Raw genomic sequence first — 26,780 nt, forward strand, 5'->3', positions numbered from 1 at the left:
CCAGATGAGCGACGACGGCGGGGCACAGCGCCACCACGAGACCACGCAGGGCACGGGCGGGGCGGGGGCGGCCCCCGGGGCCGCCGGTCCTGCCGGGGCGGGCGGGCCTGCCGGGCCTGCCGGGCCTGCCGGGCCTGCCGGGCCTGCCGGGCCCGCCGAGGCCGACGGGGCGGGGGACGCCGCCTCGAGCCGTCGCCGGCGACGCACGCTGATCGTCGTCGGCGGGGCCGTCGTGGTCTTCGCCCTGGGCGTCGTCCTCGCGGTCGCCGTGGGGCGCACGGCGGCGTCGCACCAGCCGCAGGCGGCCGCGGTCGAGTACCTCGAGGCCGTGCAGCAGGGCCAGGTCGAGCGGGCGATGTCGCTCGACGGCACCGAGGTCGGCGACGACGACGTGCTGCTCACCGACGAGGCCTACTCGGCCGTCACGGACGGCGTCACCGGCTACAGCGTGACGGGCACGACCGTCGACGGCGACTCCGCCGTGGTCACCGCCGTCGTGCAGCAGGGCGGCGAGGGCGGCGCCGCGTACGACCAGCAGTTCACCCTCGAGAAGGACGGCACCGACCTGCTCTTCTTCGACCGGTGGGCGCTGCAGCCCGTCGAGCTGGGCACCCTGACCGTCCAGGTCGGCGCGCCCGACGCGGCCGTCGTGACGGCCGCCGGCGTCGAGGTGCCGCACGCCGGCGCCGAGGGCGACACGGTGACGCTGCGCGCGTTCCCCGGCAGCTACCCCGCCACGCTCGACGGGGCGGGCGCCTACGCGGCGGACGACGTCGTCGGGATCGCGACGGGCGCCTCCTCGACCGGCACCCCCGCCACGCTCGTCGCCGCGCTCACCGAGAGCGGCCAGGCGGCCGCCCGGGCCGCGGTCGACTCGTGGCTCGCGGCCTGCGTCGCGAGCACCGACCTGAAGCCGGCCGGCTGCAGCTTCCAGATCCTCAACGAGCCCACCGGCTACACGCTCAGCGACCAGAAGTGGACCCTGCAGACGACGCCCGTCTACGAGGTCGGCGACTGGACGAGCGGCGGCTGGCAAGTCGACGCGACGACCGAGGGCTCTGCCGTCTTCACGTCGAGCGTCAGCGACGGGGCGGGCGGCACCGGCACCTTCAACTCGGTCGGCGCGGTGCGGGTGCCGATCCAGGGCGTCATCCCCGACGTGACGGCCGACGGGGCCACCTTCACCTCGACGCTGCTGCAGTTCTGAGCGGTTGCCCGGGGTACGGGCCGGGGTACGTCGACGGGGCGGGAGCGCCTACTCGGCGATGCGACCCGACCTGCCACGCCGCTCACAGCATGAGGGAGTGGATTGTGGGCACCGGTCCGTCCCCCATCTGCAGGAGCACACCATGAACCCCGTCAAATTCATCTCCGACCTCGGCGTCAAGAGCGAGCACGCCTACTGGGGCGGCTTCGCCTCCATCGTCGTCGCCCTCGTGGCCTGGATCGCCTCCCAGGGCAAGGACTCGAACGACAAGGCGCAGTCCGACCGCTGGGGCATCTTCATCGGCCACTGGGCCCCCACCTTCTTCGCCCTCGGCCTCGCGCTGAAGCACGAGGAGAAGTAGCCCTCAGGCTCGTCAGCGTCCCCCCTCGCCTCGTCGCGAGGGGGGACGTTCCCTTGTCCCTGCAGGAGGCGCGGGCCGGCGAGACCGAGGAGGCGCGGGTCGGCCGCCGAGGTCCCCACAGCCCCCTGAGTCGGTCCCTCCCCGCCCTCGGGGCCGGGCCTCGTCACCAGCCGTTCACGTGGCGGGGACGTCGGCGGCTGTCGGGGGTGGCACGATGGTGCGATGGACAGCGAACCACGCGTCGACGGCGCCGGCGTCACCCCCGACTTCCTCGACGACTTCGACGAGATCGTCAGCATCGAGGAGGGCACCCTCCCCGCCGAGCGGTACCTCGACCGAGAGCTCAGCTGGCTGGCCTTCAACCAGCGGGTGCTCGAGCTCGCCGAGGACGCGTCGACGCCCCTGCTCGAGCGCGCGAACTTCCTCGCGATCTTCGCCAGCAACCTCGACGAGTTCTTCATGGTCCGCGTCGCCGGGCTGAAGCGGCGCATCGCCACCGGCCTGGCCGTGCCCACGAACGTCGGCCGCGGCCCGAACGAGGTGCTCGCCGACATCAACACCAAGGCCCATGACCTGCAAGAGCGGCACGCGCGGGCGTTCCTCGACCTGGTCAAGCCCGACCTCGACGACGCCGGCATCCACATCGAGAAGTGGTCCGACCTCGAAGAGGCCGACCGTGTGCGCATGCGCGAGATCTTCACCGAGCAGATCTTCCCGGTGCTGATGCCCCTCGCCGTCGACCCGGCGCACCCGTTCCCCTACATCTCCGGCCTGTCGCTGAATCTGTCGGTGCGCGTGCGCAACCCGAAGACCATGCGCCAGGAGTTCGCCCGCCTCAAGGTGCCGCAGATGCTGCCGCGCTTCGTGCAGCTGCCCGACGACGACAGCGGGCGCGTGCGGTTCATCCCCCTCGAAGACCTGATCGCGAACCACCTGCAAGACCTGTTCCCGGGCATGGAGGTCGTCGAGCACCACGTGTTCCGCGTCACCCGCAACGAGGACGTCGAGGTCGACGAGGACGAGTCCGAGAACCTCATCCAGGCGCTCGAGCGCGAGCTGCTGCGCCGACGCTTCGGGCCGCCGATCCGCCTCGAGATCACCGACGACATGGATCCGGTCACCCTCGAGCTGCTCGTGCGCGAGCTCGACGTCACCGACCAGGAGGTCTACCGCCTGCCGGCGCCGCTCGACCTCGCGGGCCTCTTCGAGATCACGAAGATGTCGCGCTCCGACCTCAAGTACCCGAAGCACCTGCCGCAGACGGCCCTGCAGCTGCAGCCGACCGAGCCCAACATGAAGCCCGACATGTTCGCGAGCATCGCCCGGCAGGACATCCTGGTGCACCATCCGTACGAGTCGTTCGCGACGAGCGTGCAGGCGTTCCTCGAGCAGGCGGCCGCCGACCCCAACGTGCTCGCCATCAAGCAGACCCTCTACCGCACGAGCGGCGACAGCCCGATCATCGAGGCGCTGATCGACGCCGCCGAGTCGGGCAAGCAGGTGCTGGCCCTGGTCGAGGTCAAGGCGCGCTTCGACGAGCAGAACAACATCACGTGGGCCCGCAAGCTCGAGAAGGCCGGCGTGCACGTCGTCTACGGCCTCGTCGGCCTGAAGACCCACTGCAAGCTCGCCCTCGTGATCCGCCAGGAGAAGGGCACGCTGCGGCACTACACGCACATCGGCACGGGCAACTACAACCCCAAGACCAGCCGCATCTACGAGGACATGGGCCTCTTCACCGCCGACGACCAGGTCGGCAAGGACCTGACGCGCCTGTTCAACGAGCTCTCGGGCTACGCGATCGAGAAGAAGTTCAAGCGGCTGCTCGTCGCCCCGCGCTACCTGCGCCGCGGCCTGCTCAAGCAGATCCAGGGCGAGATCGAGGCGGCGCAGGCCGGCCGGCCGTCGGGCATCAAGATCAAGATCAACTCGATCGTCGACGAGCAGATCATCGACGCCCTCTACCGCGCCAGCCAGGCCGGGGTGCCGGTCGACGTGTGGGTGCGCGGCATCTGCACGATCAAGCCCGGGCAGCCGGGGCTCAGCGAGACGATCCGCGTGCGGTCGGTCCTCGGTCGCTACCTCGAGCACTCGCGGCTGTTCTGGTTCGCGAACGACGGCGACCCGCAGGTGTTCATCGGCAGCGCCGACATGATGCACCGCAACCTCGACCGCCGCATCGAGGCGCTCGTGCGCCTGACCCAGCAGGACCACCTCGACCAGGTGGCGGCGCTGTTCGAGCGGGCGATGTCCGACGAGACCGCGTCGTGGTGGCTCGAGAGCGACGGCACCTGGACGCGGCACGCCCGCGACGAGCAGGGCGCCCCGCTGGCCGACCTGCAGAACGTCCTCATGAAGCAGATCACGCAGCGCCGCCGGGCCAGCCGGTGAGCGTGGTCGCCGCCACCACGGTCGTCGCCGCCGGCGCCGTCTGCTTCCGCGTCGTCGACGGCAAGGTGCGGGTGCTGCTCATCCACCGCGAGCACCACGGCGACGTCTCGCTGCCGAAGGGCAAGGTGGACCCCGGCGAGTCCACGCCCCAGACCGCCGTGCGCGAGATCCACGAAGAGACCGGCTACCGCGTCGCGCTCGGCGCGCCGCTCGGCACCGCCGAGTACGTCATGCCCGGCGGCCGCGACAAGGTCGTGCACTACTGGGCCGCCGAGGTCACCGACGAGTCGTTCGCGGCCGCCGGGCGCTTCGCGCCCAACAGCGAGGTGGCCGCGATCGAGTGGGTCTCGGTCGAGAAGGCGCGCGCGAAGCTCACCTACGAGCGCGACGCCGAGGTGCTCGACCGCTTCGCCGACCGGGTCGCCGCCGGCGCCGCCCGCACGTTCGCCCTCGTGGCCCTGCGCCACGCCAAGACCACGTCGCCGGGCGACTGGGACGGCTCGGACGCCACCCGGCCGCTGCTGCCCCAGGGCCGTCGCCAGGCCAAGTCGATCGCCCCCGGCATCGCCGCGTGGGCGCCCCAGCGCCTGATCAGCAGCACCGCCGCACGCTGCCTCGCCACGCTCGAGCCGCTCTCGGCGCTCACCCGCGTCGGCGTCAAGCAGAGCGACTCGATCAGCCAGGACGCCTTCGAGCGCCACGACGACGACGTCCCCGGCGTCGTCGCGAAGCGCCTGAAGAAGCGGGTGCCCGCCGTGTTCTGCACGCACGCCCCGGTGCTGCCCGAGATCGTCCGCCAGATCGCCGCGGGCACGAAGGGCGGGCACCGCCTCGACCTGCGCCGCGCCTCCTCGCTGGGCCCCGGCGAGTACACCGTGCTGCACGTGTCGTGCGCCGACGCCTCGCTCGTCGCCGTCGAGACGCACGGGCCGGTCGCCTGACGGGACGGCGGCCGCGCCGGGCGCCGGAGCGGCCTGGGCCGCGGCCGAGCGGTGCCTGAGCCCGGGCAGTGTCCCGGCTGTGCTCGGGCCCTGTCGCCACGGGGACGCCCGGCCGATGTTCCCCCCGCGTTAACCTCCCGTTCACCGTCGCAGACGACCGTGGTCACCCGGTCGACGTAGCGTCTCGCCTCGGGTCAGCACCGGCCCAGCACACACAGCCACACATCCCGAGAAGGAACCTCTGTGAACTTCAAGCGCACCGGCAGCATCCTGACGATCGCCGCGGTCGGCACCATGCTCCTCGCGTCCTGCGCGGCCAACGAGGGCGGCTCCGGCACCTCGACCGACGGCGCCTCCTCCGACCTCTCCGGCGAGATCGCCGGCATCGGCGCCTCGTCGCAGCAGTCCGCCCAGGAGGCCTGGGTCACCGGCTTCCAGACCGCCAACCCCGACGTGACGATCAACTACGACCCGCAGGGCTCGGGCGGCGGCCGTGAGAGCTTCATCTCCGGCGCCGCGGCCTTCGCCGGCTCGGACCGCGCGTTCAAGACCGACGAGATCTCGTCGAGCACCTTCGCGGGCTGCACGCCCGACACCGGCATCGTCGAGCTGCCCGCCTACGTCTCGCCCATCGCCGTCATCTTCAACCTCGACGGCGTCGACGAGCTCAACCTGTCGCCCGCCACGATCGCCGGCATCTTCAGCGGCGCCATCACCACGTGGGACGCCGCCGAGATCAAGGCCGACAACCCCGACGCCACGCTTCCCAGCACGCCCATCACGGCCGTGCACCGCTCGGACGACTCGGGCACCACCGAGAACTTCACCGAGTACCTCAACGCCAACAGCCCCGACGTGTGGTCCTCCGAGCCCGACGGCGTCTGGCCCCTCGAGGGCGGCGAAGGCGCCAACCAGACCTCCGGCATGATCGACGCCGTCACCAACGGCACCGGCACCATCGGCTACGCCGACGCCTCGCGCGCCGGTGACCTGGGCGTCGCCAAGATCAAGGTCGGCGACGAGTTCGTCGAGTACTCGGCCGAGGCCGCCGCGGCGATCGTCGACGAGTCCCCCGAGGAGGAGGGCCGCACCGAGGGCGACATCGCCATCGAGCTCGACCGCACCTCGACCGCCGCGGGCGTCTACCCCCTCGTCCTCGTCAGCTACCTCATCGGCTGCGAGTCCTACGAGGACGCCGAGCAGGGCGCGCTCGTGAAGTCGTACTTCGAGTACGTCACCAGCGAGGAGGGCCAGCAGGTCGCGGCCGACGCCGCCGGCTCCGCTCCCATCTCGAGCACCCTCTCGGGCCAGGTCGCCGACGCGATCGCGCTCATCAAGTAGCACCTGCCTCACCGGGCCCGGGACCGCACGCCGTGCGGTCCCGGGCCGTCGCCCTGACAGGGGCACCGCAGCACCGGCACCACCCGCAGGACCCGCACCACCCGCAGCACCCGCACCACAGGCAGCACCCGAACCGCCGCCCGAGCACCGCCCTGACATCGAGCACCCACCCGGAGGACCTCGTCCGATGACCGCCCCCGCATCGACCGCCACGAAGGTGAGAGCCCCGCGCGCGCCTCGTCGCCCCGCCGACAAGATCTTCTCGGGCAGCACCGTCGTCGCCGGCGGGCTCATCCTCGCCGTCCTCGCCGCCGTGGCGATCTTCCTCGTCGTGCAGAGCGTCCCGGCCCTGGTCGCCTCCCCCGACGACATCTCGCTCTCGGGCTTCCCCGACTCGTTCTGGCAGTACGTCGGCCCCCTCGCCTTCGGCACGGTCTACGCCGCCGCCCTCGCGCTCGTCATGGCCCTCCCGGTCGCCGTCGGCATCGCGCTCTTCATCTCGCACTACGCGCCCCGCCGGCTCGCCGCGGGCCTCGGCTACGTGATCGACCTGTTGGCCGCCGTGCCGTCGGTCGTATTCGGCCTCTGGGGCAGCATCGTCCTCGCCCCCGCCGTGCAGCCGGTCTACGCGTGGATGGTCGACCACCTCGGCTGGTTCCCGCTCTTCGCCGGTCCCGTGTCGGGCACCGGCCGCACGCTGCTCACCGCCTCCATCGTGCTCGCCGTGATGATCCTGCCGATCATCACCGCGCTGAGCCGCGAGGTGTTCCTGCAGACCCCGACGCTCCACGAGGAGGCGGCGCTCGCCCTGGGCGCCACCCGCTGGGAGATGATCCAGGTCGCGGTCCTGCCCTTCGGCCGCCCCGGCATCATCTCGGCGTCGATGCTCGGCCTCGGCCGCGCCCTCGGCGAGACGATGGCCGTCGCCCTCGTGCTCTCGCCGGCGCTGGTCGTCAACCCCGCGATCCTCACCTCGACGAACTCGTCGACCATCGCCGCGAACATCGCGCTGCGGTTCCCCGAGGCGCACGACATCGGCATCAACACGCTGATCGCCACGGGCCTCGTCCTGTTCGTCATCACGCTGGTCGTCAACTCGATCGCCCGCGTCGTCATCAACCGCCGCAAGGCCTTCTCGGGAGCGAACTGATGGCCACGACCACCCAGGCCCGTCCCCGCACGGCCGGACGCACCGTCAACACCCTCACCACCGGCCGCCTGCCGAAGGCCGCGCCGCTGGTCATCCTCGTCGGCAGCTGGGCGGTCATGCTCGTCGTCTTCGGCCTGCTGCAGGCCGGCGGCGTCACCGAGACCTTCAACTGGGTCGCCGCGATCGTGCTCGGCACCGTGCTCTACGCCGCGCTCGTCTTCGCCATCTCGATGCAGGTCGAGGGCGTGCGCCGCGCCAAGGACCGCGTCGTCACGACCCTGGTCAGCGCCGCGTTCGTCCTCGCGCTGATCCCGCTCGTCTCGGTGCTCGTCACCGTCGTCACCTCGGGCGCGGCCCGCTTCGACGGCGACTTCTTCTCGATGTCGATGCGCAACATCGTCGGCGCGGGCGGCGGCGGGCTTCACGCCCTCACCGGCACCCTGCTCATCACGGCCCTCGCCGCCGTCATCTCGGTGCCGATCGGCCTGCTCACGGCCATCTACCTCGTCGAGTACGGCCGCGGCCGCCTCGCCCGGGCGATCACCTTCTTCGTCGACGTCATGACGGGCATCCCGTCGATCGTCGCCGGCCTGTTCGCCTATGCCCTGTTCGTCATCTTCTTCGGCGAGGGCGTCCGCATGGGCGCCGCCGGCTCGGTGGCCCTCGCCGTGCTGATGATCCCCGTCGTCGTGCGCAGCACCGAAGAGATGCTCAAGCTCGTGCCGAACGAGCTGCGCGAGGCGGCGTACGCGCTGGGCGTGCCGAAGTGGCTGACGATCCTCAAGGTCGTGCTGCCCACCTCCATCGCCGGCATCACCACCGGCGTGATGCTCTCGATCGCCCGTGTCATCGGCGAGACGGCCCCGCTGCTCATCACCGCCGGCTTCACGGCGAGCATGAACTACGACCTCTTCGACGGCCGCATGCAGTCGCTGCCGGTCTTCGCCTACAGCTCGTACGTCAGCCAGGGCACCGACGCGGCCGCCTACATCGACCGCGCCTGGACCAGCGCGCTGACGCTGATCCTCATCGTCATGGCCCTGAACCTGCTGGCCCGCCTCATCGCCCGCGTCTTCGCCCCCAAGCTCGGTCGCTGACGGCCCCGCGCCTCCTCGTCCCTCCTCCCCCGCGTCCCGCACCCGCCGCACCGCACGACGCCGCACCTCACCGAAGGAACCCGAATGTCCAAGCGCATCGAGGTCAAGGACCTCAACGTCTACTACGGCAAGTTCAAGGCCGTCGAGGACGTCAACATCACCATCGAGCCGCGCACCGTCACGGCGTTCATCGGCCCGTCGGGCTGTGGCAAGTCGACGTTCCTGCGCACGCTGAACCGCATGCACGAGGTCATCCCGGGCGCCTACGTCGACGGCGAGGTGCTGATCGACGGCAACGACCTCTACAGCCCCGGCGTCGACCCGGTGCTCGTGCGCCGTCAGGTCGGCATGGTGTTCCAGCGCCCGAACCCGTTCCCCACGATGAGCATCCGCGACAACGTGCTCGCCGGCGTGAAGCTCAACAACCGCCGCATGGGCAAGGGCGAGCAGGACGACCTCGTCGAGAGCTCGCTGCGCGGCGCGAACCTCTGGAACGAGGTCAAGGACCGCCTCGACAAGCCCGGCTCCGGCCTCTCGGGCGGCCAGCAGCAGCGTCTCTGCATCGCGCGCGCCGTCGCCGTCTCGCCCGACGTGATCCTCATGGACGAGCCCTGCTCGGCCCTCGACCCGATCTCGACGCTCGCCATCGAGGACCTCATCGAGGAGCTCAAGCAGCAGTACACGATCGTCATCGTGACCCACAACATGCAGCAGGCCAGCCGCGTCAGCGACAAGACGGCGTTCTTCAACATCGCCGGCACCGGCAAGCCCGGCAAGCTCATCGAGTACGACGACACCGCCACCATGTTCTCGAAGCCGAGCGTCCAGGCCACCGAGGACTACGTCTCGGGTCGCTTCGGCTGATCCCCACGGCGACGCCCCTCGGGCGCCGGCACGACGCGAAGGAGGCGGCCCACCTGCTGGTGGGCCGCCTCCGTCGTGCTGTGGCCGGGTCGCGCGTCCGCGCCCCCGACCTCGTCGTCGCTAGGCGCTCTGCACGGCCAGGATCGGCTCGCTGGTCGGCTGCTCGGAGCCGCCGGCCGGCTCGATGGTGAGGCCGATGGTGTCGCCGGGCGTCATCTCGCCCTTGAGCACCTTCGTGACCGTCGAGTCGGACGCCGTGTCGAACGTGCCGGCCGGGACGGCGCCGTCGGCGCCGATGTACCAGAGCTCGTAGGTCTTGTCGCCGGGCAGCGAGGTCAGGCCGTCGAGGACGACCGCGGAGCGCTTGAGCTCGTTCGACCAGACCAGGGTGGCCGTGCCGCCGGTGCTCACGTCGGCCACGGTGCGCTGGAAGTCGCCGGCCGCGTAGATCTCGTCCACGGACGAGGCGGTGGCCTCCTGCTGCTGGGTCGAACCGGTCACCTCGGACAGCAGCGCGCCTCCTCCGAAGAAGAGGGCGGCGGCTGCCGCCGCGACGCCGAGCACGGCGACGGGGCGGGTGAACCAGCGGGCACGGGCGGCGCCGTGGGGCTCGAGCACGCGGGCGGCCGTCTCAGACTCGCTGGGCTCCATCTCGGGGACGGCCCTACGGGCGGGCGCGGCGACCTCGTGGTCGTCACCCGCGCCTCCTGCGGTCTCGGGGGCGGCGGACGCGCCGTGGCGGCCGCCGGGGCCCGACGTCGCCGTCGGCAGGGCCGGCAGCTGGGGCATCCCGGCGATGGAGTCCATGATGCTCGCGCGGAGGGCGGCCGAAGGCATCACGGGCGGGGCCGCGTGGGCGAGCAGCAGTGCTGTCTCTCGCAATTCGGTCACTTCCCTTCTGGTGCTCTCGGACTCCTCCAGCAGAGCCTCGAAGTCGTGTCGTTCGTCGTCGCTCAGCGCGTTCAGCGCGTAGGCGCCGGACAGCGCCTCGAGCGAGTCGTGGGGCGGGGTGCCCCGTCCGGCGGAGTCGTCGCGGTCGTTCACGATGCCACTCCCATCTCGTCGCGCAGACGGATCATGCCGTCGCGCAGTCGTGTCTTGACGGTGCCGATCGGCACCCCCAGCATCGCGGCCACCTCGCTGTGGCTGTAGCCGCCGTAGTACGCCAGCCTGACGGCCTGGCTCTGGAGCTCCGTGAGTCGTCCCAGGGCGCGTTCGACGCGTTCGTGCTCGATGCGGATCTCGACCGACTCGGTGACCGAGTCGTAGCCGGGCTCCAGATCGCGGACGCCGATCTTGAGGTCGCGGTCGCGTCCGGCCTGGGAGGCGCGGACACGGTCGACGGCACGGCGGTGCGCCATCGTGAGCATCCAGCTCGAGGCGCTGCCCCGGGTGGGGTCGAACCTCGTCGCGTTCTGCCAGATCTCGAGGAAGACCTCCTGGGTCACCTCCTCGGACTGCGAGTGGTCCTTGAGGAGCCGCTTGATCAGGCCCATCACACGGGGTGCGGTCTGGTCGTACAGCTCGCCGAAGGCGACCTGATCTGCCTGGGCGACCCTGAGGAGGAGCTCGTCCGGGGTCGAGGCACGGACCTCGTCCTGGGGAGTCTCGATGTCGTGGGTCACGAGCGTCAGCATGTCAGGGTTCACCTCGATCCGCCTGTGATGTCCGTACCGCCACGGGATCGTGACGGATTCGTGTCGCTGTGTGAGTCGTCCCCTCCGCACGGGCTCCGTCTGGGATGACCGGGAGGCCCGGAGCCGTGCGGAGGGGACGACCGCGTCGTCCCGCCGGTCAGGGCGGCGGGAAGTCGGCGGAGGATCTCTCGACCCTTCACGCTCATGGTTCGGCACCGGGCGGCTGGTGGTTTGGGCGAGTTTGCCTCGGGTGCACGTGGTGGTGCGGGTGCGGTGCCGCGTTCTGCCGCGTCCTCTTGCTGACGGCGGGGTGCCTCGACGCGGCGGAGTTATCACGCTGCGGGGTGGTCACGCTGCGGAGGAGGGGAGGGTGTCGAGCCGCAGAAACGCCTCTCGGCGCGAGGCCGCTCGAAGCGGCTAAATTTGGAGCCCGGGGTTACTGCGGCCCGACAGTGATCGAGTCTAACCGCCCTCGCCGAGCGTCGCGCGGGCGTTCGCCGGGTGCGAACGCACCGCCTCCTGGGCCGCCGGTGCTGCTGCTGCCCACGCCGCGCCTCCTCGTGCTCCTCTTCCGAATTTGAGAGCATCTGCCCGACGCGGGCACGGGGATGCCGCTCACCTGGCCTCGCCCCGGCCGGAAGTGTCTCGCTTGCAGAACGCCAGCGGGTCAGAGTGCCGCTGCGAGCAGGCGGGTCGCGTCGACGTCCGCGTCAGTCGAGGCCGCCGTCGCGCCACAGGGCGGCGCACGCAGTGAGGTCGACGCCGAGCTCGGACAGGCGCAGCGCGCGTCGCGTCAGGGTCGAGGCGAGGTCGGAGCCGATCGTGTCCTGGTCGTCGGCGACGCTCGTCGCGCCCGCCGAGGCGAGCCGGCAGAAGGCGGCGCCGCGTTCGAGGGCGAGGGCGAAGTCGCCGTCGAAGACGCCGCGGAGGATCAGGTCGGCCAGCTCGAGCACCTCGGCCGGGGTGGCCGGGGTCGGGGCTCCGGCGACGATCGGGTCGATGGTGGTCGACGTCTCGACGCCGCGGTCGAAGAGGAACGTGACCTCCTCCGGCGCCTGACGGATCACCGCGCGCACGAGGTAGATGCGCCACAGCGCGCCGGGCAGGGTGTGCGGGGCGGCGCGGGCCCAGAGCTCGGCGACGACATCGATGCCGTGCTCGTCGCTGAACGACACCAGCCGGTCGAGGATCTCGGGCTGCGGGTCGTGCTTCACCCGCGCGACGAGCGCCGCAGCCGACTCGTGCGCGATCCGGTTGACGGTCGCCGGGTCGTCGCCGCCCTGGAACGCCTCGAAGGCGGCGCTGGGGAACTGGGTCGGGCGGTGGAAGTCTCTGGGCATCGCCACGACGATACGCGCGTGCGCCGGGAGCCGCTTCCGTGCCGCCGGCCGCCGGGCCCGACGACGTCGACGCCGGCCGACGAGGCAGCGAAGGAGGCGCGCTGCCGGCCCGCGAGGATGCCCCGCATCCCGTATCGTTGAGCCCTGAGGGCCTCTAGCTCAGTTGGTAGAGCATCGGACTTTTAATCCGCGGGTCGTGGGTTCGAGCCCCACGGGGCCCACGAACGAGAACGGCGACACCCAGATCCACCGGGTGTCGCCGTTCTCGTTCGTGGGCCCCGTGTCGTCGAGGACGCACCCGTGGTGCGCCCCGCCGCCGGTCCCGGCGCGCTGCGGAGCAGCGTGACGGCCGTGCCGGTGGGGTCGAGCCCCACGGGGCCCACGTCCGTGCGACCCGGGCGGCCGAAGGTCACCCTGCCGCACCCCGCACACGAGCGTGCCCCCGACCAGCGGGAGCCGATCGGGGGCACGGTGCACCGCGAGCGGCGTCGCACCCCGGATCAGGTGGGGCGCGACGCACGGACCTCTCGGCGACTTGTGTCCGGTAACCAGCCGAACGGACCCACGCTAGCGCCCGTCGGCGGGGAGCAGAGTGCGAGGTACGGACCACCTGCGCTTTCTGGACAACCGGGCGCCGAGTACGTTTTCACCAGGTCAGGCGGCCCCTGCCTCGATCCGTCGGATGCCCCACGCGGCCGTCCACGTCTGCCCCGGCTCGAGCCAGACCAGCCCCTCGCCCGTCGCCAGCGCGTTCGGCGGCGCCGTCATCGGCTCGACCGCGACAGCCAGCCCCTCGACCCCGCCGCGCGGGAAGTTCCGCGGCGTGAACACCTGCACGTACCCGAACGCCTCGTCCTGCCAGAGCTCGGTCGCCGTGCCGTCGGGCGCCGTCAGCCGCGTGCGACGCACCCCGTCGGGCCCGGGCGACACGTCGCGGTAGGGCGTGTCGAGGTCGAGGTCGCCCAGGCGGGGCCCGCCACGGAGGTCGGCCGACGTGCCCGCCACGGGCGACGTGCCGGTCGGGATGCCGCGCTCGTTGACCTCGTACCGGGTCGCCGCCTCCAGCGTGATCGTCAGCCCTGCCGGGTCGTGCTCGCCGACGCGCAAGAAGGGGTGCGACCCCACCGCGAACGGCGCCCGCCCCGCGCCGGCGTTGGTCACGGTGTGCTCCACCCGCATGCCGTCGGCGACGAGCTCGTGCCGCACCGTCGTCTCGAGCGTGGCCGGCCAGCCGTGCTGCGGCCAGACCGTCGCGGCGAGGGTGACCGCGTGCGGCTGCACGTCGACCGGCCGGTACGCCGTGTAGCGCAGCAGGCCGTGGCTGGCGTTGCCCTTGGCCGGCTCGGTGAGGTCGAGCTGCAGCTCGCGGCCGTCGAGCGTCCAGCGCCCGCCGTCGACCCGGTTCGGCCACGGGAACAGCGTGATGCCGCACGCCGACGGAGGCGTCTCGTGCTCGCCGAAGGTCTCGGTCAGCGCCTCGCCGTCGACCGCCAGGGCACGCAGCCCGGCGGCGACCTCGGTGACCGTCGCCGTGACGACGCGGCCTCCGGTCTCGAGCCTCAGCTCGTGCTGGTGTCCCGTGGGAGGAGTCGTCATGGTCGTCCCTTCGTCGTGAGCGCAGGAGGTGCGGGTGCGGACTGCAGGAGGTGCGGCGACGCCGATGGCCGGCACCGCGCCTCCTGCGTCAGCCTGCCAGGTCGTCGTCCGGGCCGTCCGGGCCGTCCGGGCCGGTCGTGGCGGCGGAGCCGTCCGGGACGGCCGGCAGATCGGGGGCCGGCTGCGCGACGTCGACGACGTCGAGCCCGGCCGCGCGCAGCGCCTCGACGTGCTCGGGGTCGGCGTCGGCCGTGAGCAGCGCCTCGAAGCGGTCGAGGGGCCCGATGACGCCGAGGTGGGCCTCGCCGAGCTTGCTGCCGTCGGCGACGATGTACGAGCGGCGGGCGGTGGTCGTCATCAGCCGCTTGAGGTCGGTCTCGGGCAGGTTGACGTTCGTGACGCCGTGCTCGGGGTGCACGCCGGTGCAGCCGATGAACGCGACGTCGGCGGTGATCGAGCTGAAGACGCTGGTCGCGAGCGGGTTGACCAGCGAGTGCTGCAGCGGCCGCAGCGTGCCGCCCGACACGATCACCGTGAACCGCGGCACCGCCTGCTCGAGCGCCAGGGCGATGGTGAGGCCGTTCGTCACGACCACGACCCCCTCGAGGTCGTGCCGGTCGAGCAGGGCCAGCGCGATCTGCGTGGTCGTCGTGCCGACGTCGAGCACGACGCAGTCGCCCGAGCGCACGAGCGACGCGGCGCGCACGCCGATGGCCCGCTTGGCGTCGGTGCCGACCGCGCTCTCTTCTTCGAAGGGGCGCTCGACGGCCCGGTCGACGCTGAGCGCACCGCCGTGCACGCGAGAGAGCAGCCCCTCGGAGGCGAGGCTCTCGAGGTCGGTGCGGATCGTCACCTCGGACAGCCGGAACTCGCGCGCCAGCTCGGCGGTGCGGACGAACCCGCGACGGCCGACGAGGTCGGCGATGCGGTCTCGACGTCGCTGGCCCGGCAGGGCGGCGTCGTCGAGGTTGCGGGTCACCCCCCGATCTTCGTATGCTTTCACCTGCTTTCGCAAGTGCAAGTCGCGGAGGCGTCCGCAGCCCCACCCCCGCCCCGAGGAGGCACCATGGCGTCGATCGCCATCCGCCCGACGACCCTGGCCGACGGCCGGCAGCTCATCTACTTCGACGACGCCGACACGACCCTGGGCGCCGAGCGCCGGGCCGACGCGCGCGTGCTCGACCCCCGCCCCGAGACGGCCTCGATGCGGCAGGACCCGCTGACCGGCGAGTGGGTGTCGATCGCCTCGTCGCGCCAGAACCGCGTGTTCCTGCCGCCCGCCGAGCTCGACCCCCTGGCGCCGGCCTCCGCGACGAACCCGTCCGAGATCCCCGACCTGTACGACGTCGCCGTCTTCGAGAACCGCTCCCCGTCGTTCGGCCCCGCGCTCGACGACCCGGACGCCCCCGCGGGCCTCGACGACCTGGCCGAGGTCGGCCTCGGCCGCACCCGCCGCAGCGTCGGGCGCTGCGAGGTCGTCTGCTTCAGCCCCGAGACGCACGGCTCGTTCGCCGGCCTCAGCGACTCCCGCGCCCGCACGGTCGTCGAGGCGTGGGCGCACCGCACCGAGGCGCTGTCGGCGCTGCCGGGCGTCGAGCAGGTGTTCCCCTTCGAGAACCGCGGCCAGGCGATCGGCGTGACGCTGCACCACCCGCACGGCCAGATCTACGCCTACCCGTACGTCACGCCCCGCACGTCGGCCCTGCTGCGCAGCATCGACGCCTACGGTCCCGACCTCCTCGCCGACCTGCTCGAGAGCGAGCGCAGCGGCCCGCGCGTCGTCCTCGCCGGCGAGCACTTCACCGCCTTCGTGCCGTTCGCCGCGCGCTGGCCCATCGAGATCCACCTGCTGCCGCACCGCCACGTGCCCGACTTCGCGGGGCTGACGAGCGACGAACGCGACGAGCTCGCGGTCATGTACAAGCGCCTCCTCACGGGCCTCGACGCGCTCTACGGCGACGAGACGCCGTACATCGGCGCGTGGCACCAGGCCCCCGTCAACGTCGGGCGCGACACCGTGCGCCTGATGCTGCAGATCACGTCGCCGCGACGTGCCGAGACCAAGCTGAAGTTCCTGGCGGGCTCCGAGGCCGCGATGGGAGCCTGGGTGGGCGACCTCGTGCCCGAGGCCCAGGCCGACCGACTGAGAGAGGCGATGACGCGCTCATGAGCTCCCCCACCCCCGACACCGCAGGAGGCGCGGGTCACGCCCCCGAGACCGGCCCCGCCCGCGACTACGCCTCCGTCTTCGACACCCCCGTCACGGGCCGCTGGTCCGCGCCCGGCCGCGCCAACCTGATCGGCGAGCACACCGACTACAACGACGGCTTCGTGTTCCCGTTCGCGATCGACCGGCGCACGGTCGTGACCGTCGGCGTGCGTGACGACCGCCTCCTCCGCGTCGCCAGCACCTTCGACGAGGGCGTGCACGAGATCTCGCTGGACGAGCTCGATCCGGCCCGCATGGACGGCTGGTCCGCCTACGTCTTCGGCATCGCCTGGGCCCTGTCGGTCGCGCCGACGCGCGCCGCGTCGCCGTCGTTCGCCGCCGCCGGCGGAGACCTCTCGACCATCGACCTCTCGGCCGTGCCCGGGCTCGACCTGTTCGTCACCTCGGACGTGCCGATCGGCGCGGGCCTGTCGTCGTCCGCCGCGCTCGAGTGCTCCGTCGCGGTCGCGATGACCGAGCTGTGGGGGCTCGACGTCAACCGGTCGACCCTCGCCGCCGTCGGGCAGCTGTCCGAGAACGAGGCCGTCGGCGCGCCGACCGGCATCATGGACCAGTCCGCGTCGCTGCTCGGCCAGGCCGACTCGGCCGTGTTCCTCGACTGCCGCAGCCTCGACGCCGACGTCGTCGACCTCGGCTTCGCCGCGGCGGGCCTCGAGATCCTCGTCGTCGACACCCACGTCGAGCACGCCCACGCCACCGGCGGCTACGTCGACCGCCGGGCATCGTGCGAGCGCGGCGCCGAGGCCCTCGGGGTGAGCTCGCTGCGCGACCTCGACGTCGACGACCTCGAGCGCGCCGCCGACGTGCTCGACGACGAGACGTTCCGTCGGGTGCGCCACGTGGTCACCGAGAACCAGCGCGTGCTCGACACCGTCCGCACGCTCCGCACCGAGGGGGCCGTCGGCATCGGCGCCCTGCTCGACGCCTCGCACGTGTCGATGCGCGACGACTTCGAGATCTCCGTGCCCGAGCTCGACCTCGCGGTCTCGACGGCCCAGGCCGCCGGCGCCGTCGGCGCCCGCATGACGGGCGGCGGCTTCGGCGGAGCGGCCATCGCCCTCGTGCGCACGGCCGACCGCGACGCCGTGGCGTCCGCCGTGACGGCCGCCTTCGCCTCGGCGGGCTACACGGCGCCGACCGTGTTCACCGTGCACCCCGCCGAGGGCGCCCGCCGCGACGCCTGACGCGGGGTGCGCGGGCGGGCCCGCCGGGCCCGCCGGCCTCGCGCCGCGGGCCCGGCGCTGCGGCCCCCGGGCCCGGCCGGTGCGCCCGGTGCGTCGGCCCGCAGGCCGGGCCGACGGCCGCGCCGCGGCACCGCGGGCCCGGGCTGGCGGCGACGCCGACGGGCCGCCGCCGCCGCGGGTCCCGCGCCGCGCAGAGCACCCGCAAGGTGCCCGGAAAGGGACGACCTGCCGTGGGGCCCCGCGGCGACTCGTCCCTTTCCCGGCAGGACGCCGCCGAGCGCTGGCAGGGCGGGCGGGTTCGTCGTGGGCGGTCGCTCGCGACGGCCCGCCGACGACGAACTCGCCCGTGCGGCAGGAGAGCACCGCTGGCTCCTGCGCCGCCAGCGGCAGAGCGGTCAGCCCGGCTCCCGCAGAGCCGAGCGGCGAGTCCGTCGCTCGCGATCGCTCATGAGAGCCCGCCCAGGGTGGAGTCGCCCGCGTCGCAAGAAGGCGGTCCGCCGGCCACGCCGCGCCGCGCCGCGCCGCGCCGCGGCCTGGTCGGCGCGCCCGTTCCGGCGGGCCCGCGGCCGCGGGCCGGGCGGAGTACCCGGAAAGGGACGACCTGCCGTGGGGCCCCGCGGCAACTCGTCCCTTTTCGTACAGGACGCCGCCAACCCCCGGCAGAGCGGGCGGGTTCGTCGTGGGCGGTCGCTCGCGACGGCCCGCCGACGACGAACCCGCCCGTGCGGCAGGAGGCGCGGCGCGCGGCGCAGCGCAGCGCGACGGTGCAGCGCGACGGTGCAGCGCGACGGTGCAGCGCGCCGCTGCCCCGGCGCCCCGGGGCCCCGGCGCCGCGGCGCGGCGCGGCGTCGCGTCGCGTCGCGCCTCAGGCGACGCGCTCGGCGGCCTCCACCACGTTCGCGAGCAGCATCGCGCGGGTCATGGGGCCGACGCCCCCGGGCACGGGCGACAGGGCGCCCGCGACCATGGCGACGGCCGGGTCGACGTCGCCGCGCAGCTTGTACTTGCCCGTCTCCTCGTTGAGCACGCGGGTGATGCCCACGTCGATCACGGTCGCTCCGGGCTGGACCCAGTCGGGCTTCACCAGGCCGGCCACCCCGGCGGCCGCGACGACGATGTCGGCCCGGCGCACCTCCGCGGCGACGTCGACCGTGCGCGAATGCGTCAGCGTGGCGGTCGCCTCGAGCCGGGTGAGCAGCAGCCCGAGCGGACGGCCGACCGTGAGGCCCTGCCCGACGATCGTCACGTGCGTGCCCGCGATCGGCACGTCGTAGGCGCGGAGCATCGCGACGATGCCCCGCGGCGTGCACGGCAGGGGCGTGTCGATGGTTCCCTTGCCCCCGGGCACGGCGAGCACGAGCTCGCCGAGGTTCACGGGGTGGAGGCCGTCGGCGTCCTTGGCGGGGTCCATCAGCTCGAGCATCGCCGTCGGGTCGATGCCCTCGGGCAGCGGCAGCTGGATGATGAAGGCGGTGACCGCGTCGTCGGCGTTCATCGTCTCGATCGCGGCCCGGATCTCGGCCTCCGACGCGGTGTCGGGCAGGTCGATGCGGATCGACTCGATGCCCACCTCGGCGCAGTCGCGGTGCTTGCCGGCGACGTACGAGAGCGACCCGGGGTTGGCCCCGACCAGGATCGTCCCGAGCCCCGGCACGACGCCGCGCGCCTTGAGGACGTCGACACGCTCGCGCAGGTCGGCCTTGACGCTCGCGGCCAGGGCGGTCCCGTCGATCTTCACGGCGCTGCCCGGCCCTGCGATCAGCGGCCGCCCCTGCGCGTCGACGTCAGCACCGACAGGCACCCCGCCGGCGGCAGACACCACGGCACCGACAGGCGCCTCAGCACTGGCAGGCGCCCCGCCAGCCCCCGCAGGCACACTCGTGCCCGCGACGGCGGAGGACGAGGAGGCGCTGGTCGCGTCGCCCACGCCCACGCTCACGCGTAGAGCGGGAACGCGTCGGTCAGCGCCTTCACCCGCGCGGCCAGCGCGGCGATGTCGGGCGAGGGCATCAGCGTCGCCGCGATGATGTCGGCGACCTCGGCGAACTCGGCGTCGTCGAAGCCCCGCGTCGCGAGGGCGGACGTGCCGATGCGCACGCCGGAGGTGGTCATCGGCGGGCGAGGATCCCACGGCACCGAGTTGCGGTTCACGGTGATGCCGACCTCGTGCAGGAGGTTCTCGGCCTGCTTGCCGTCGACCTCGCTGGCCCGCAGGTCGACGAGCACGAGGTGCACGTCGGTGCCGCCGGTGAGCACGTCGACGCCGGCCGCCTTCGCGTCGGGCTGCGTGAGGCGCGCGGCGAGCGCCTGGGCGCCGCGGATGGTGCGCTCCTGGCGGTCCTTGAACTCGGGCTCGGCCGCGAGCTTGAACGCGGTCGCCTTCGCGGCGATGACGTGCATCAGCGGGCCGCCCTGCTGGCCCGGGAACACGGCCGAGTTGAGCTTCTTGAACAGCGGCTCGTGGTTCGAGAGGATCACGCCCGAGCGCGGCCCGGCGAGGGTCTTGTGCACGGTCGACGAGACGACGTGGGCGTGCGGCACGGGCGACGGGTGCAGGCCGGCGGCGACGAGCCCGGCGAAGTGCGCCATGTCGACCCAGAGGTACGCGCCGACCTCGTCGGCGATCGCCCGGAACGCGGCGAAGTCGAGCTGGCGGGGGTAGGCCGACCAGCCGGCGATGATCACCTTCGGCTTGTGCTCGATCGCCTGACGACGGACGACGTCCATGTCGATCAGGTACGTCTCGGGGTCGACCTCGTACGCCACGGCCTTGTACATCTTGCCGCTGAAGTTGAGCTTCATGCCGTGCGTGAGGTGGCCGCCGTGCGACAGCTCGAGGCCGAGGATGGTGTCGCCGATGTCGGCGAGCGCTGCCAGCACGGCTGCGTTGGCCTGCGCGCCCGAGTGGGGCTGCACGTTGGCGAAGTCGGCGCCGAAGAGCGACTTGGCGCGCTCGATGGCGAGGTTCTCGGCGACGTCGACGAACTCGCAGCCGCCGTAGTAGCGGCGCCCGGGGTAGCCCTCCGCGTACTTGTTGGTGAGCACGGAGCCCTGCGACTCGAGCACGGCGCGCGGCACGAAGTTCTCGGAGGCGATCATCTCGAGGTAGTCGCGCTGACGGCCGAGCTCCTGCTCGAGCACGGCGGCGATCTCGGGGTCGACCTCGCTGAGCGGGGCGTTGAAGGTCGAGGGCAGCTTCTGGCCGGCGACGCTGGGGCCGGACTCGGACTGGATCGTCATGGCGGGTCTCTCTCTACACGGTCACGGGACGAGGGCGGCACGGAGGTGCCGGTTCTTCAGGTGGTGAGGTGGCCCAGGCGTACGGCCACGTACCGTGTGTGCGTCGCTCCCCGATGGTCGACCATCTGAACGCCAGTCGCGACGGGTCGATCATAACTCGGGCTCCTGGGCGGAGGCGAGACGGCGGAGACGAGACCGGGGCGGCGAGACGGGGCGGCGCCCGACCGCACCCCCGCCTCCTGCGCCGTGACGGTCGGCGAACGAGACCGTTCGTCCTCTCGGGCGAGCCGTGGCACGCTGGAGCCGTGACGCACACCCTCGACGACACGCGCACCGGCACCGAGACCGGCGAGCGCCTCCTCGTCGCGCCGGACGTGCCCTGGGTCGTGCTCGTCTGGGACGACCCGGTGAACCTCATGTCGTACGTGAGCTGGGTGTTCCGCAGCTACTTCGGCTACGCCGCGGCCGAGTCCGAGCGGCTGATGATGCAGGTGCACACGACCGGCCGCGCCGTCGTGGCGACCGGCCCGCGCGAGGCGATGGAGCGGCACGTCGAGGCCCTGCACGACTTCGGCCTCTGGGCGACCGTCGCGAAGGCCGACGAGTGATCCCGTTCCGGCGTCGCGGCGACGACCTGCTGCTCGACCTGCCCGAGCACGAGGCCCGGCTGCTCGGCGACCTCGTCGCGCAGCTCGTGACCGTGCTCGAGGGCGGCGACGCGAACGACCCGGCCGTCGCGCGCCTCCTGCCGTCCGCCTACCCCGACGACGAGGAGGCGGCGGCCGAGTTCCGCAGGTTCACCTCGGACGACCTCACCGCCCGCAAGCTGGCGAACGCGCGCCGCGTGCTCGACGACCTGGCGCCTCCTGCCGCCGAGCGCCTCGACCAGGCCGCGCAGCAGTCGTGGCTGCGCACGCTGACCGACCTGCGGCTCGTGCTCGGCAGCCGCCTCGGCGTCACGGCCGACGGTCCGGCGCCGAGCGACGACCCGCAGGTGATGGTGATGCACGACGTCTTCGACTGGCTCGGCTACCTGCAGGAGAGCCTGGTGCAGACGCTGCCCTGAGCGGCGGCCCAGCGGCCAGACCGGGGAGGGGCTAGCGCCCCTCCTTCGGGAACACCACCCAGAGCACGAGGTACAGCAGCACCTGCGGCCCGGGCAGCAGCAGCGACAGCACGAAGAGCAGCCGCACGAAGAAAGGGCTGAGGCCGAAGCGGTTCGCGAGGGCGGCGCAGACTCCGGCGATGACCTTGCCGCGGCGGGGACGAGTGAGGGTAGCCATCGGCCCAGCCTGCCAGGCCGGGCTCGGTCGCGGCTGGATCGCGCCTGGGGCGCGCCTGGGCCGCGCCTGGGTCGCCGACGACACGAGCACGAGGAGGCGCGTCGCACGCTCCCGGGACCCGGGCACTGCCAGGATCGAGGTCGGGCCGCCGACGGGAGCAGCCGACGACGAGGGGGAACTCGTGGGGAGCGCACCGGACCGCCATCAGCAGCCCGCCGACGTCCTCCGCCGCCTCCCCCCGTCGCCGCCGCTGGCGCCGCCCTCGGTCGACCGCCGCGTCCTCGCCGTCGCCGCGCTGCCGATCGGCGTCGCCGCCTCCCTCTTCGGCGGCGTCACGCCCGGCCTCGTCGCCTTCTGGGCGGTCGTCGCCGTCCTCGCGGTCGCGGTCGCGGGCAGCCGCCCGTTCCGCCCGGACGCCGTCCGCCTCTCGGTCACGGTCGGCGTCGTCCTCGTCGTCCCGACCGTCGCGCCCGGCCTGCCCGAGGCGTGGAACGTGCTCACCACCTCCGCCGGGGTGTTCTGCGGAGCGACGCTCGGCGCCTGGCTGCGCGCCCGCGCCGACGCCCGCGCCGTGCGCGAGCTCGCCCCGCCCACCGAGCCCGGCGACGTGCCGGGCCGCACCGTGCTCGGCCTCGAGAAGGGCCGTCTCCGGTGGGAGGCGGTGGACCCGTCCCCCGGGACCCTCGAGAAGGCCGTCCGCAGGCAACGCGACCAGCGGGTCTTCGTGGTCGAGCTGCGGCGGGGGCAGGCGGGCATGTTCCTCCTGCGGGAGCGGGCCACCGCCTCCTTCGTCCTGCAGGCCGACGACGCCGCGGCCGGGCCGTGGCTCGAGGCCCTCGACACCGCGACGGTGCCCGTCGAGGGCGAGCCGTACCCGCGCCTCCTCGGGGCTCGCGAGCTGCGTCGTCGCTCGGTCGCTGCCGCCGTGCACTTCGCCCGCACGGGCGAGCGGACGCCCGAGCTGCCCTGGGGCCCGGTGCGCCCGCGCTGAGCCGCGTCGCGCAGCCCGGGCCTGCCCCGCCCCGCCCGGCCCGGCCGCCCCGGCGAGCTCGACGGCGGGTCATCCGGGCCGAGGGCGGGTCGACGCCGACCCGCCCTCGGCCCGGAACACCCGCCCCGCACGACGGGCGAGCGTGGTGCACCGTCGTGCAGGAACCGGCACGGCGCCGATCCTGCATCGTGCACGACTCAGGACTGCGCCTCCCCCGCGAGCACGGATCAGGACGCGGGTTCCTGAACGAGGGAGGTGACCCGCAGCGGCGAGGGCGCGGGCCTGGGAGGATGGGCGGATGAGCGCGACACTCGTGGCCAAGGACCTGGCCGGCGGCCACGGGCACCGCACCCTCTTCGACCACCTCGACCTCACGGTCGCGCCCGGCGACGTCGTGGGCGTGGTGGGCGTCAACGGGGCCGGCAAGTCGACGCTGCTGCGCCTCCTCGCGGGGGTGGACGAGCCGCAGGACGGCTCCGTCGTGCTCAGCCCGGGCGACGCCTTCGTCGGCTGGCTGCCGCAGGAGCACGAGCGCGTTCCCGGCGAGACCGTCGCCGGCTACATCGGCCGCCGCACGGGCTGCACGCAGGCCGCCGCCGCGATGGACGAGGCCGCCTCCGCCCTCGGCGACGTCGACGCCGCTCCCCGCGCCGACGGGCTCGACCCCGCCGACGTGTACTCGACGGCCCTCGACCGCTGGCTCGCGAGCGGCGCGGCCGACCTCGACGAGCGCCTCCCCCAGGTGCTGGCCGAGCTCGGCCTCGACAGCGGCGCCGTCGGCCCCGACAGCCCCATGACGTCGCTGAGCGGCGGCCAGGCCGCCCGGGTCGGCCTCGCGGCCCTGCTGCTCAGCCGCTTCGACGTCGCCCTGCTCGACGAGCCCACGAACGACCTCGACCTCGACGGCCTCGAGCGGCTCGAGCGCTTCGTGCAGGGCCAGCGCGGCGGCGTCGTGCTCGTCAGCCACGACCGCGAGTTCCTCGCCCGCTGCGTCACGAAGGTGCTCGAACTCGACCTCGCGCAGTCGGCGAACCGCGTGTTCGGCGGCGGCTACGACTCGTACCTCGACGAGCGCGAGACGGCCCGCCGGCACGCCCGCGAGGCCTACGACGAGTTCGCCGACAAGAAGGCCGACCTCGTCGGACGCGCCCGCACGCAGCGCGAGTGGTCGAGCCAGGGCGTCCGGAACGCGATGAAGAAGGCGCCCGACAACGACAAGATCCGCCGCAAGGCCTCGGCCGAGTCGAGCGAGAAGCAGGCGCAGAAGGTGCGCCAGATGGAGAGCCGCATCGCGCGCCTCGACGAGGTCGACGAGCCCCGGAAAGAGTGGCAGCTCGAGTTCACGATCGGCTCCGCGCCCCGGTCGAGCGCCGTCGTCGCGACGCTGAGCGGCGCGGTGTTCCGCCAGGGCGAGCCCGGCGACGAGTTCGTGCTCGGGCCCGTCTCGCTGCAGGTCGACGGCGGCGACCGCATCGGCATCACCGGCCCGAACGGCGCGGGCAAGTCGACGCTGCTGCGCGGCCTGCTCGGCCGCCAGGAACCGAGCGAAGGAGGCGCCAGCCGGGGAGCCAGCATCGCCGTCGGCGAGATCGACCAGGCCCGCGCCCTCCTCGCCGGGGACGAGCCGCTGGCCGACGCCTTCGAGGCGCTCGTGCCCGACTGGCCGCAGGCCGAGGTGCGCACGCTGCTCGCCAAGTTCGCCCTCAAGGCCGACCACGTCTCCCGACCCGTCGACGAGCTGTCGCCCGGCGAGCGCACCCGCGCCGGCCTGGCCCTGCTGCAGGCCCGCGGCGTCAACGTGCTCGTGCTCGACGAGCCGACCAACCACCTCGACCTCGCCGCGATCGAGCAGCTCGAGCAGGCGCTCGAGTCGTACGAGGGCACGCTGCTGCTCGTCACGCACGACCGCCGCATGCTCGAGACGGTCAGGCTCGACCGGCAGTGGCGCGTCGAGGGCGGGCAGGTGACGGAGTCGTGACCCGCGCCTCCTCGGCTCGCTCGTCGACGCGACGCGCCCTCCCCGTCGCGGGGCTGCTCGCCGCGGCCCTGCTGCTGACCGGCTGCACCGGCGGCGACGCACCGGACGACGAGCCCACGACCGGGCCGACGGGCGGCACGTCGGCGGCGACCCCCGACTCGGGCCGGGGCTCCGGCACGAGCACGGGCTCCGACGACGCCTGGGCCGCGTGGGACGCCGCCCTGGCCGACGTCGACTCGTCGCCCGCCCGGTGGCTCGCGGTCGGCGACTCCATCACGGAGGGGCAGGGCGCCTCCTCGGTCGACCTCCGCTGGACCGACCTCACCCGCGACGCGCTCCGCGCCGCGCACCCCGTCGAGGGCGTCGCCGGGGGCGTCGGCTACCGGCCGGCCGTCTTCGCGACCTACGGCCCGGACTCGCCCTGGGGCGACTGGGCCGCCGACCGCCAGGGCCGCGTCGAGCCCGACGGCACGTCGCCCGACCTGGGCTTCCGCAGCCTCGCGCTCGACCCCGGCGCGCAGGTCAGCTGGCCCGTCACCGGCACCGACGTCGACCTCTGGTGGGCAGGAGGCGGCGGCTCGTTCACCTGGGACGTCGACGGTTCCCGGCAGGGCCGCGTCGACACGGACGACTCCGTGGCGTCGTCGTCGGTCACGCCCGTCGAGGGCCTCGGCGCCGGCCCGCACACGCTCACCGTGACGGTCGACCCCGACTCGGACGACCCCGTCGTGATGCACGGCCTCGCCGCCTTCGACGGCGACCGCGACCGTGGGGTGACGCTGTACGACTCGGCACGCTCCGGCGCGACGACGGCGACCTTCACCGACGACCTCGCGGGCTGGCTCGCGGCCGTCGCCGCCGCCCAGCCCGACGTCGTCACCGTCACGCTCGGCGCCAACGACCTGCGCGGCCTCGACCCCGAGGAGTTCGAGGCCGGCTACCTCGACGTCGTCGAGGGCCTGCAGGCTCTCGACGCGCCTCCCACGGTCGTGGTCGTCGACGAGTTCCCGGTCGCGGGCGGCCTGGCCGACCCGGGCCGGGCGCCGCTGTCCGACTACGCCGACGCCCTCGCGCGGGTCGTCGACGAGACCGGCGTCGTGTCGGTCTCGCTGGGCGACGCGCTCGCGAGCGCGGGCACGACCGACCTCGGCAGCCTGCTGTCGTCGGACGGGGTGCACCCGAACGACGCCGGCCAGCGCGCGATCGCCGCGTTCATGACGGGCGTGCTCGCGCGCTGAGCCGGGCTCGGTCGGCCCTGCTCGGTGAGCCGGTCTCGGCCGGCCCTGCTCGATCAGCTGGGGTCGGTCAGCCCTGCTCGATCAGCGAGAACGCGGCGTCGAGCGCGCCGTCGGCGTCGAGCGAGGTGTCGTTCGTCGCAGTCGCCGTGACGTTGAAGAGGCCGTGCGGGGTGACCACGGTGCCGCCGTTGACCTGGATGCCGGCGCTCTCGCCGGTCTGCGTGAAGGCCTGGCCGTCGAGGTCGGCCGCGCGGCCGTCGTCGACGGTGCTGACGCCCTCGGCGGCCGAGATGGTCGCCACCCGCTCGGCGAAGGCGGCCTCGTCGAGCTCCTGCGCCTCGGCCGCCGCGATGACGGCCTGGACCGTGCTCGCGTCGGCCGTGTCGCCGGGCGAGGTCCACGTGCACTGGAAGCCCGCGTCGGTGGCCGTGCTCTCGTCGCGCAGCTCGAGCCCGTCGATGGCGGAGCCGAGCGTCTCGCCGACCGCGTCGCACGAGTCGACCGCGATCATCGAGCCGGGCTCGCCGTCGCCCGCGGCGGCGGTGCTGCCGCTGCTGCTGCCCGCGGTCGAGCCCTGGCTCGCCTCGTCGCCGGAGCCGTCGCCGCCGGAGCCCGTGCAGCCCGTCAACAGCAAGGCCAGGGCGAGGGCCCCGGAGGCGGCGGTCGCGGCCGCCCGGCGCGGACGCGTCGTCGAGATGGTCGGTGTCATGG

General features: G+C 73.4%; 24 protein-coding genes, 1 tRNA gene and 1 riboswitch. Of the genes, 16 read left to right on the top strand and 9 right to left on the bottom strand.

Annotation, left to right across the window (positions count from 1 at the left end; all coding sequences use genetic code 11):
- The first annotated feature begins 4 nt into the window (after positions 1-4).
- The 8 genes from FHR78_RS08250 to pstB all read left to right on the top strand — a co-directional run bounded on the left by FHR78_RS08250 (position 5) and on the right by pstB (position 9,352).
- Complete coding sequence (locus tag FHR78_RS08250) at positions 5-1,207, top strand: hypothetical protein (protein WP_166760046.1); 1,203 nt, start codon at positions 5-7, stop codon at positions 1,205-1,207.
- A gap of 142 nt (positions 1,208-1,349) precedes the next feature.
- Positions 1,350-1,568 (top strand): hypothetical protein, encoded by a 219-nt coding sequence (locus tag FHR78_RS08255; RefSeq protein ID WP_166760047.1) that lies wholly within the window; start codon positions 1,350-1,352, stop codon positions 1,566-1,568.
- A gap of 222 nt (positions 1,569-1,790) precedes the next feature.
- A complete protein-coding gene (locus tag FHR78_RS08260; RefSeq protein ID WP_166760048.1) occupies positions 1,791-3,959 on the top strand; it encodes an RNA degradosome polyphosphate kinase in 2,169 nt (722 codons plus the stop codon).
- Between the two features lie 2 nt (positions 3,960-3,961).
- The gene (locus tag FHR78_RS08265) at positions 3,962-4,900 is read left to right on the top strand and encodes an NUDIX domain-containing protein (RefSeq protein ID WP_166760049.1); all 939 of its coding nucleotides are present in this window, start codon (positions 3,962-3,964) and stop codon (positions 4,898-4,900) included.
- Positions 4,901-5,143: 243 nt separating this feature from the next.
- On the top strand, positions 5,144-6,241 hold the full coding sequence (locus tag FHR78_RS08270; RefSeq protein ID WP_432207146.1) for a phosphate ABC transporter substrate-binding protein PstS: 1,098 nt from the start codon (positions 5,144-5,146) through the stop codon (positions 6,239-6,241).
- Between the two features lie 187 nt (positions 6,242-6,428).
- A complete protein-coding gene (gene pstC / locus FHR78_RS08275; RefSeq protein ID WP_166760050.1) occupies positions 6,429-7,391 on the top strand; it encodes a phosphate ABC transporter permease subunit PstC in 963 nt (320 codons plus the stop codon).
- Positions 7,391-8,488, top strand: coding sequence for a phosphate ABC transporter permease PstA (pstA, locus tag FHR78_RS08280; protein WP_166760051.1), 1,098 nt, complete (start codon positions 7,391-7,393; stop codon positions 8,486-8,488). Before pstC ends, pstA begins: the two co-directional genes overlap by 1 nt.
- 84 nt (positions 8,489-8,572) lie before the next feature.
- On the top strand, positions 8,573-9,352 hold the full coding sequence (gene pstB, locus FHR78_RS08285) for a phosphate ABC transporter ATP-binding protein PstB (protein WP_166760052.1): 780 nt from the start codon (positions 8,573-8,575) through the stop codon (positions 9,350-9,352).
- 120 nt (positions 9,353-9,472) lie between these two features.
- Here the strand turns inward: pstB and FHR78_RS08290 are convergent, their stop codons facing one another.
- The 3 genes from FHR78_RS08290 to FHR78_RS08300 form a co-directional block, all read right to left on the bottom strand.
- A complete protein-coding gene (locus FHR78_RS08290) occupies positions 9,473-10,396 on the bottom strand; it encodes an anti-sigma factor domain-containing protein (protein WP_166760053.1) in 924 nt (307 codons plus the stop codon).
- Positions 10,393-10,989, bottom strand: coding sequence for a sigma-70 family RNA polymerase sigma factor (locus FHR78_RS08295; RefSeq protein ID WP_166760736.1), 597 nt, complete (start codon positions 10,987-10,989; stop codon positions 10,393-10,395). The genes FHR78_RS08290 and FHR78_RS08295 overlap by 4 nt, the downstream gene beginning before the upstream one ends.
- 710 nt (positions 10,990-11,699) lie before the next feature.
- Positions 11,700-12,329, bottom strand: a complete 630-nt coding sequence (locus FHR78_RS08300) for a DNA-directed RNA polymerase subunit beta (RefSeq protein ID WP_166760054.1) — start codon at positions 12,327-12,329, stop codon at positions 11,700-11,702.
- A 148-nt stretch (positions 12,330-12,477) separates the two neighbouring features.
- Here FHR78_RS08300 and FHR78_RS08305 point away from each other — a divergent pair.
- Positions 12,478-12,550 (top strand) — tRNA-Lys (locus FHR78_RS08305).
- Positions 12,551-12,983: 433 nt separating this feature from the next.
- On the opposite strand, the gene FHR78_RS08310 is transcribed toward FHR78_RS08305, so the two are convergent.
- A complete protein-coding gene (locus tag FHR78_RS08310) occupies positions 12,984-13,925 on the bottom strand; it encodes an aldose 1-epimerase family protein (RefSeq protein WP_166760055.1) in 942 nt (313 codons plus the stop codon).
- An 88-nt stretch (positions 13,926-14,013) separates the two neighbouring features.
- Positions 14,014-14,904, bottom strand: coding sequence for a DeoR family transcriptional regulator (locus FHR78_RS08315; protein ID WP_166760056.1), 891 nt, complete (start codon positions 14,902-14,904; stop codon positions 14,014-14,016).
- 87 nt (positions 14,905-14,991) lie between these two features.
- On the opposite strand from FHR78_RS08315, the gene galT reads away from it, so the two are divergent.
- Both galT and galK read left to right on the top strand, forming a co-directional pair.
- Positions 14,992-16,095: a galactose-1-phosphate uridylyltransferase gene (galT, locus tag FHR78_RS08320; RefSeq protein ID WP_166760057.1), complete on the top strand. Its 1,104-nt coding sequence runs from the start codon at positions 14,992-14,994 to the stop codon at positions 16,093-16,095.
- Positions 16,092-17,339 (top strand): galactokinase, encoded by a 1,248-nt coding sequence (galK, locus tag FHR78_RS08325; protein WP_166760058.1) that lies wholly within the window; start codon positions 16,092-16,094, stop codon positions 17,337-17,339. The genes galT and galK overlap by 4 nt, the downstream gene beginning before the upstream one ends.
- An 865-nt stretch (positions 17,340-18,204) precedes the next feature.
- On the opposite strand, the gene FHR78_RS08330 is transcribed toward galK, so the two are convergent.
- Complete coding sequence (locus FHR78_RS08330; RefSeq protein ID WP_166760737.1) at positions 18,205-19,098, bottom strand: bifunctional methylenetetrahydrofolate dehydrogenase/methenyltetrahydrofolate cyclohydrolase; 894 nt, start codon at positions 19,096-19,098, stop codon at positions 18,205-18,207.
- A gap of 176 nt (positions 19,099-19,274) precedes the next feature.
- Entirely contained in the window at positions 19,275-20,579 is a 1,305-nt protein-coding gene (gene glyA / locus FHR78_RS08335; RefSeq protein WP_166760059.1) for a serine hydroxymethyltransferase, read from the bottom strand.
- A gap of 64 nt (positions 20,580-20,643) precedes the next feature.
- Positions 20,644-20,729, bottom strand: a riboswitch (ZMP/ZTP riboswitch).
- A gap of 155 nt (positions 20,730-20,884) precedes the next feature.
- Here glyA and clpS point away from each other — a divergent pair.
- Both clpS and FHR78_RS08345 read left to right on the top strand, forming a co-directional pair.
- Complete coding sequence (gene clpS / locus FHR78_RS15140) at positions 20,885-21,187, top strand: ATP-dependent Clp protease adapter ClpS (protein WP_347878118.1); 303 nt, start codon at positions 20,885-20,887, stop codon at positions 21,185-21,187.
- The gene (locus FHR78_RS08345) at positions 21,184-21,645 is read left to right on the top strand and encodes a DUF2017 family protein (protein WP_166760061.1); all 462 of its coding nucleotides are present in this window, start codon (positions 21,184-21,186) and stop codon (positions 21,643-21,645) included. The genes clpS and FHR78_RS08345 overlap by 4 nt, the downstream gene beginning before the upstream one ends.
- A 31-nt stretch (positions 21,646-21,676) precedes the next feature.
- Here FHR78_RS08345 and FHR78_RS08350 read toward each other — a convergent pair whose 3' ends face one another.
- Entirely contained in the window at positions 21,677-21,862 is a 186-nt protein-coding gene (locus FHR78_RS08350; protein ID WP_166760062.1) for a PspC domain-containing protein, read from the bottom strand.
- A gap of 181 nt (positions 21,863-22,043) precedes the next feature.
- Between FHR78_RS08350 and FHR78_RS08355 the strand changes: the two genes are divergently transcribed.
- The 3 genes from FHR78_RS08355 to FHR78_RS15620 all read left to right on the top strand — a co-directional run bounded on the left by FHR78_RS08355 (position 22,044) and on the right by FHR78_RS15620 (position 26,069).
- Positions 22,044-22,853: a hypothetical protein gene (locus FHR78_RS08355; RefSeq protein ID WP_166760063.1), complete on the top strand. Its 810-nt coding sequence runs from the start codon at positions 22,044-22,046 to the stop codon at positions 22,851-22,853.
- Positions 22,854-23,151: 298 nt separating this feature from the next.
- Complete coding sequence (locus FHR78_RS08360) at positions 23,152-24,831, top strand: ABC-F family ATP-binding cassette domain-containing protein (RefSeq protein ID WP_166760064.1); 1,680 nt, start codon at positions 23,152-23,154, stop codon at positions 24,829-24,831.
- Positions 24,828-26,069, top strand: a complete 1,242-nt coding sequence (locus tag FHR78_RS15620) for a GDSL-type esterase/lipase family protein (protein WP_166760065.1) — start codon at positions 24,828-24,830, stop codon at positions 26,067-26,069. Before FHR78_RS08360 ends, FHR78_RS15620 begins: the two co-directional genes overlap by 4 nt.
- Positions 26,070-26,136: 67 nt before the next feature.
- Here FHR78_RS15620 and FHR78_RS08370 read toward each other — a convergent pair whose 3' ends face one another.
- The gene (locus FHR78_RS08370) at positions 26,137-26,778 is read right to left on the bottom strand and encodes a hypothetical protein (protein ID WP_166760066.1); all 642 of its coding nucleotides are present in this window, start codon (positions 26,776-26,778) and stop codon (positions 26,137-26,139) included.
- Positions 26,779-26,780 lie beyond the last annotated feature (2 nt).

Origin of the sequence: Frigoribacterium faeni (assembly GCF_011761235.1) — a bacterium.
GTDB classification, from domain to species: Bacteria; Actinomycetota; Actinomycetes; order Actinomycetales; family Microbacteriaceae; genus Frigoribacterium; species Frigoribacterium faeni_A.

Bases quoted from the DNA above. Each gene is read 5' to 3' on its own strand.
- FHR78_RS08250 (WP_166760046.1), top strand. From the start codon at position 5: ATGAGCGACGACGGCGGGGCACAGCGCCACCACGAGACCACGCAGGGC.
- FHR78_RS08255 (WP_166760047.1), top strand. From the start codon at position 1,350: ATGAACCCCGTCAAATTCATCTCCGACCTCGGCGTCAAGAGCGAGCAC.
- FHR78_RS08260 (WP_166760048.1), top strand. From the start codon at position 1,791: ATGGACAGCGAACCACGCGTCGACGGCGCCGGCGTCACCCCCGACTTC.
- pstC (WP_166760050.1), top strand. From the start codon at position 6,429: ATGACCGCCCCCGCATCGACCGCCACGAAGGTGAGAGCCCCGCGCGCG.
- pstA (WP_166760051.1), top strand. From the start codon at position 7,391: ATGGCCACGACCACCCAGGCCCGTCCCCGCACGGCCGGACGCACCGTC.
- pstB (WP_166760052.1), top strand. From the start codon at position 8,573: ATGTCCAAGCGCATCGAGGTCAAGGACCTCAACGTCTACTACGGCAAG.
- FHR78_RS08295 (WP_166760736.1), bottom strand. From the start codon at position 10,989: ATGCTGACGCTCGTGACCCACGACATCGAGACTCCCCAGGACGAGGTC.
- FHR78_RS08300 (WP_166760054.1), bottom strand. From the start codon at position 12,329: ATGCCCAGAGACTTCCACCGCCCGACCCAGTTCCCCAGCGCCGCCTTC.
- FHR78_RS08310 (WP_166760055.1), bottom strand. From the start codon at position 13,925: ATGACGACTCCTCCCACGGGACACCAGCACGAGCTGAGGCTCGAGACC.
- galT (WP_166760057.1), top strand. From the start codon at position 14,992: ATGGCGTCGATCGCCATCCGCCCGACGACCCTGGCCGACGGCCGGCAG.
- galK (WP_166760058.1), top strand. From the start codon at position 16,092: ATGAGCTCCCCCACCCCCGACACCGCAGGAGGCGCGGGTCACGCCCCC.
- glyA (WP_166760059.1), bottom strand. From the start codon at position 20,579: ATGACGATCCAGTCCGAGTCCGGCCCCAGCGTCGCCGGCCAGAAGCTG.
- FHR78_RS08350 (WP_166760062.1), bottom strand. From the start codon at position 21,862: ATGGCTACCCTCACTCGTCCCCGCCGCGGCAAGGTCATCGCCGGAGTC.
- FHR78_RS08360 (WP_166760064.1), top strand. From the start codon at position 23,152: ATGAGCGCGACACTCGTGGCCAAGGACCTGGCCGGCGGCCACGGGCAC.
- FHR78_RS08370 (WP_166760066.1), bottom strand. From the start codon at position 26,778: ATGACACCGACCATCTCGACGACGCGTCCGCGCCGGGCGGCCGCGACC.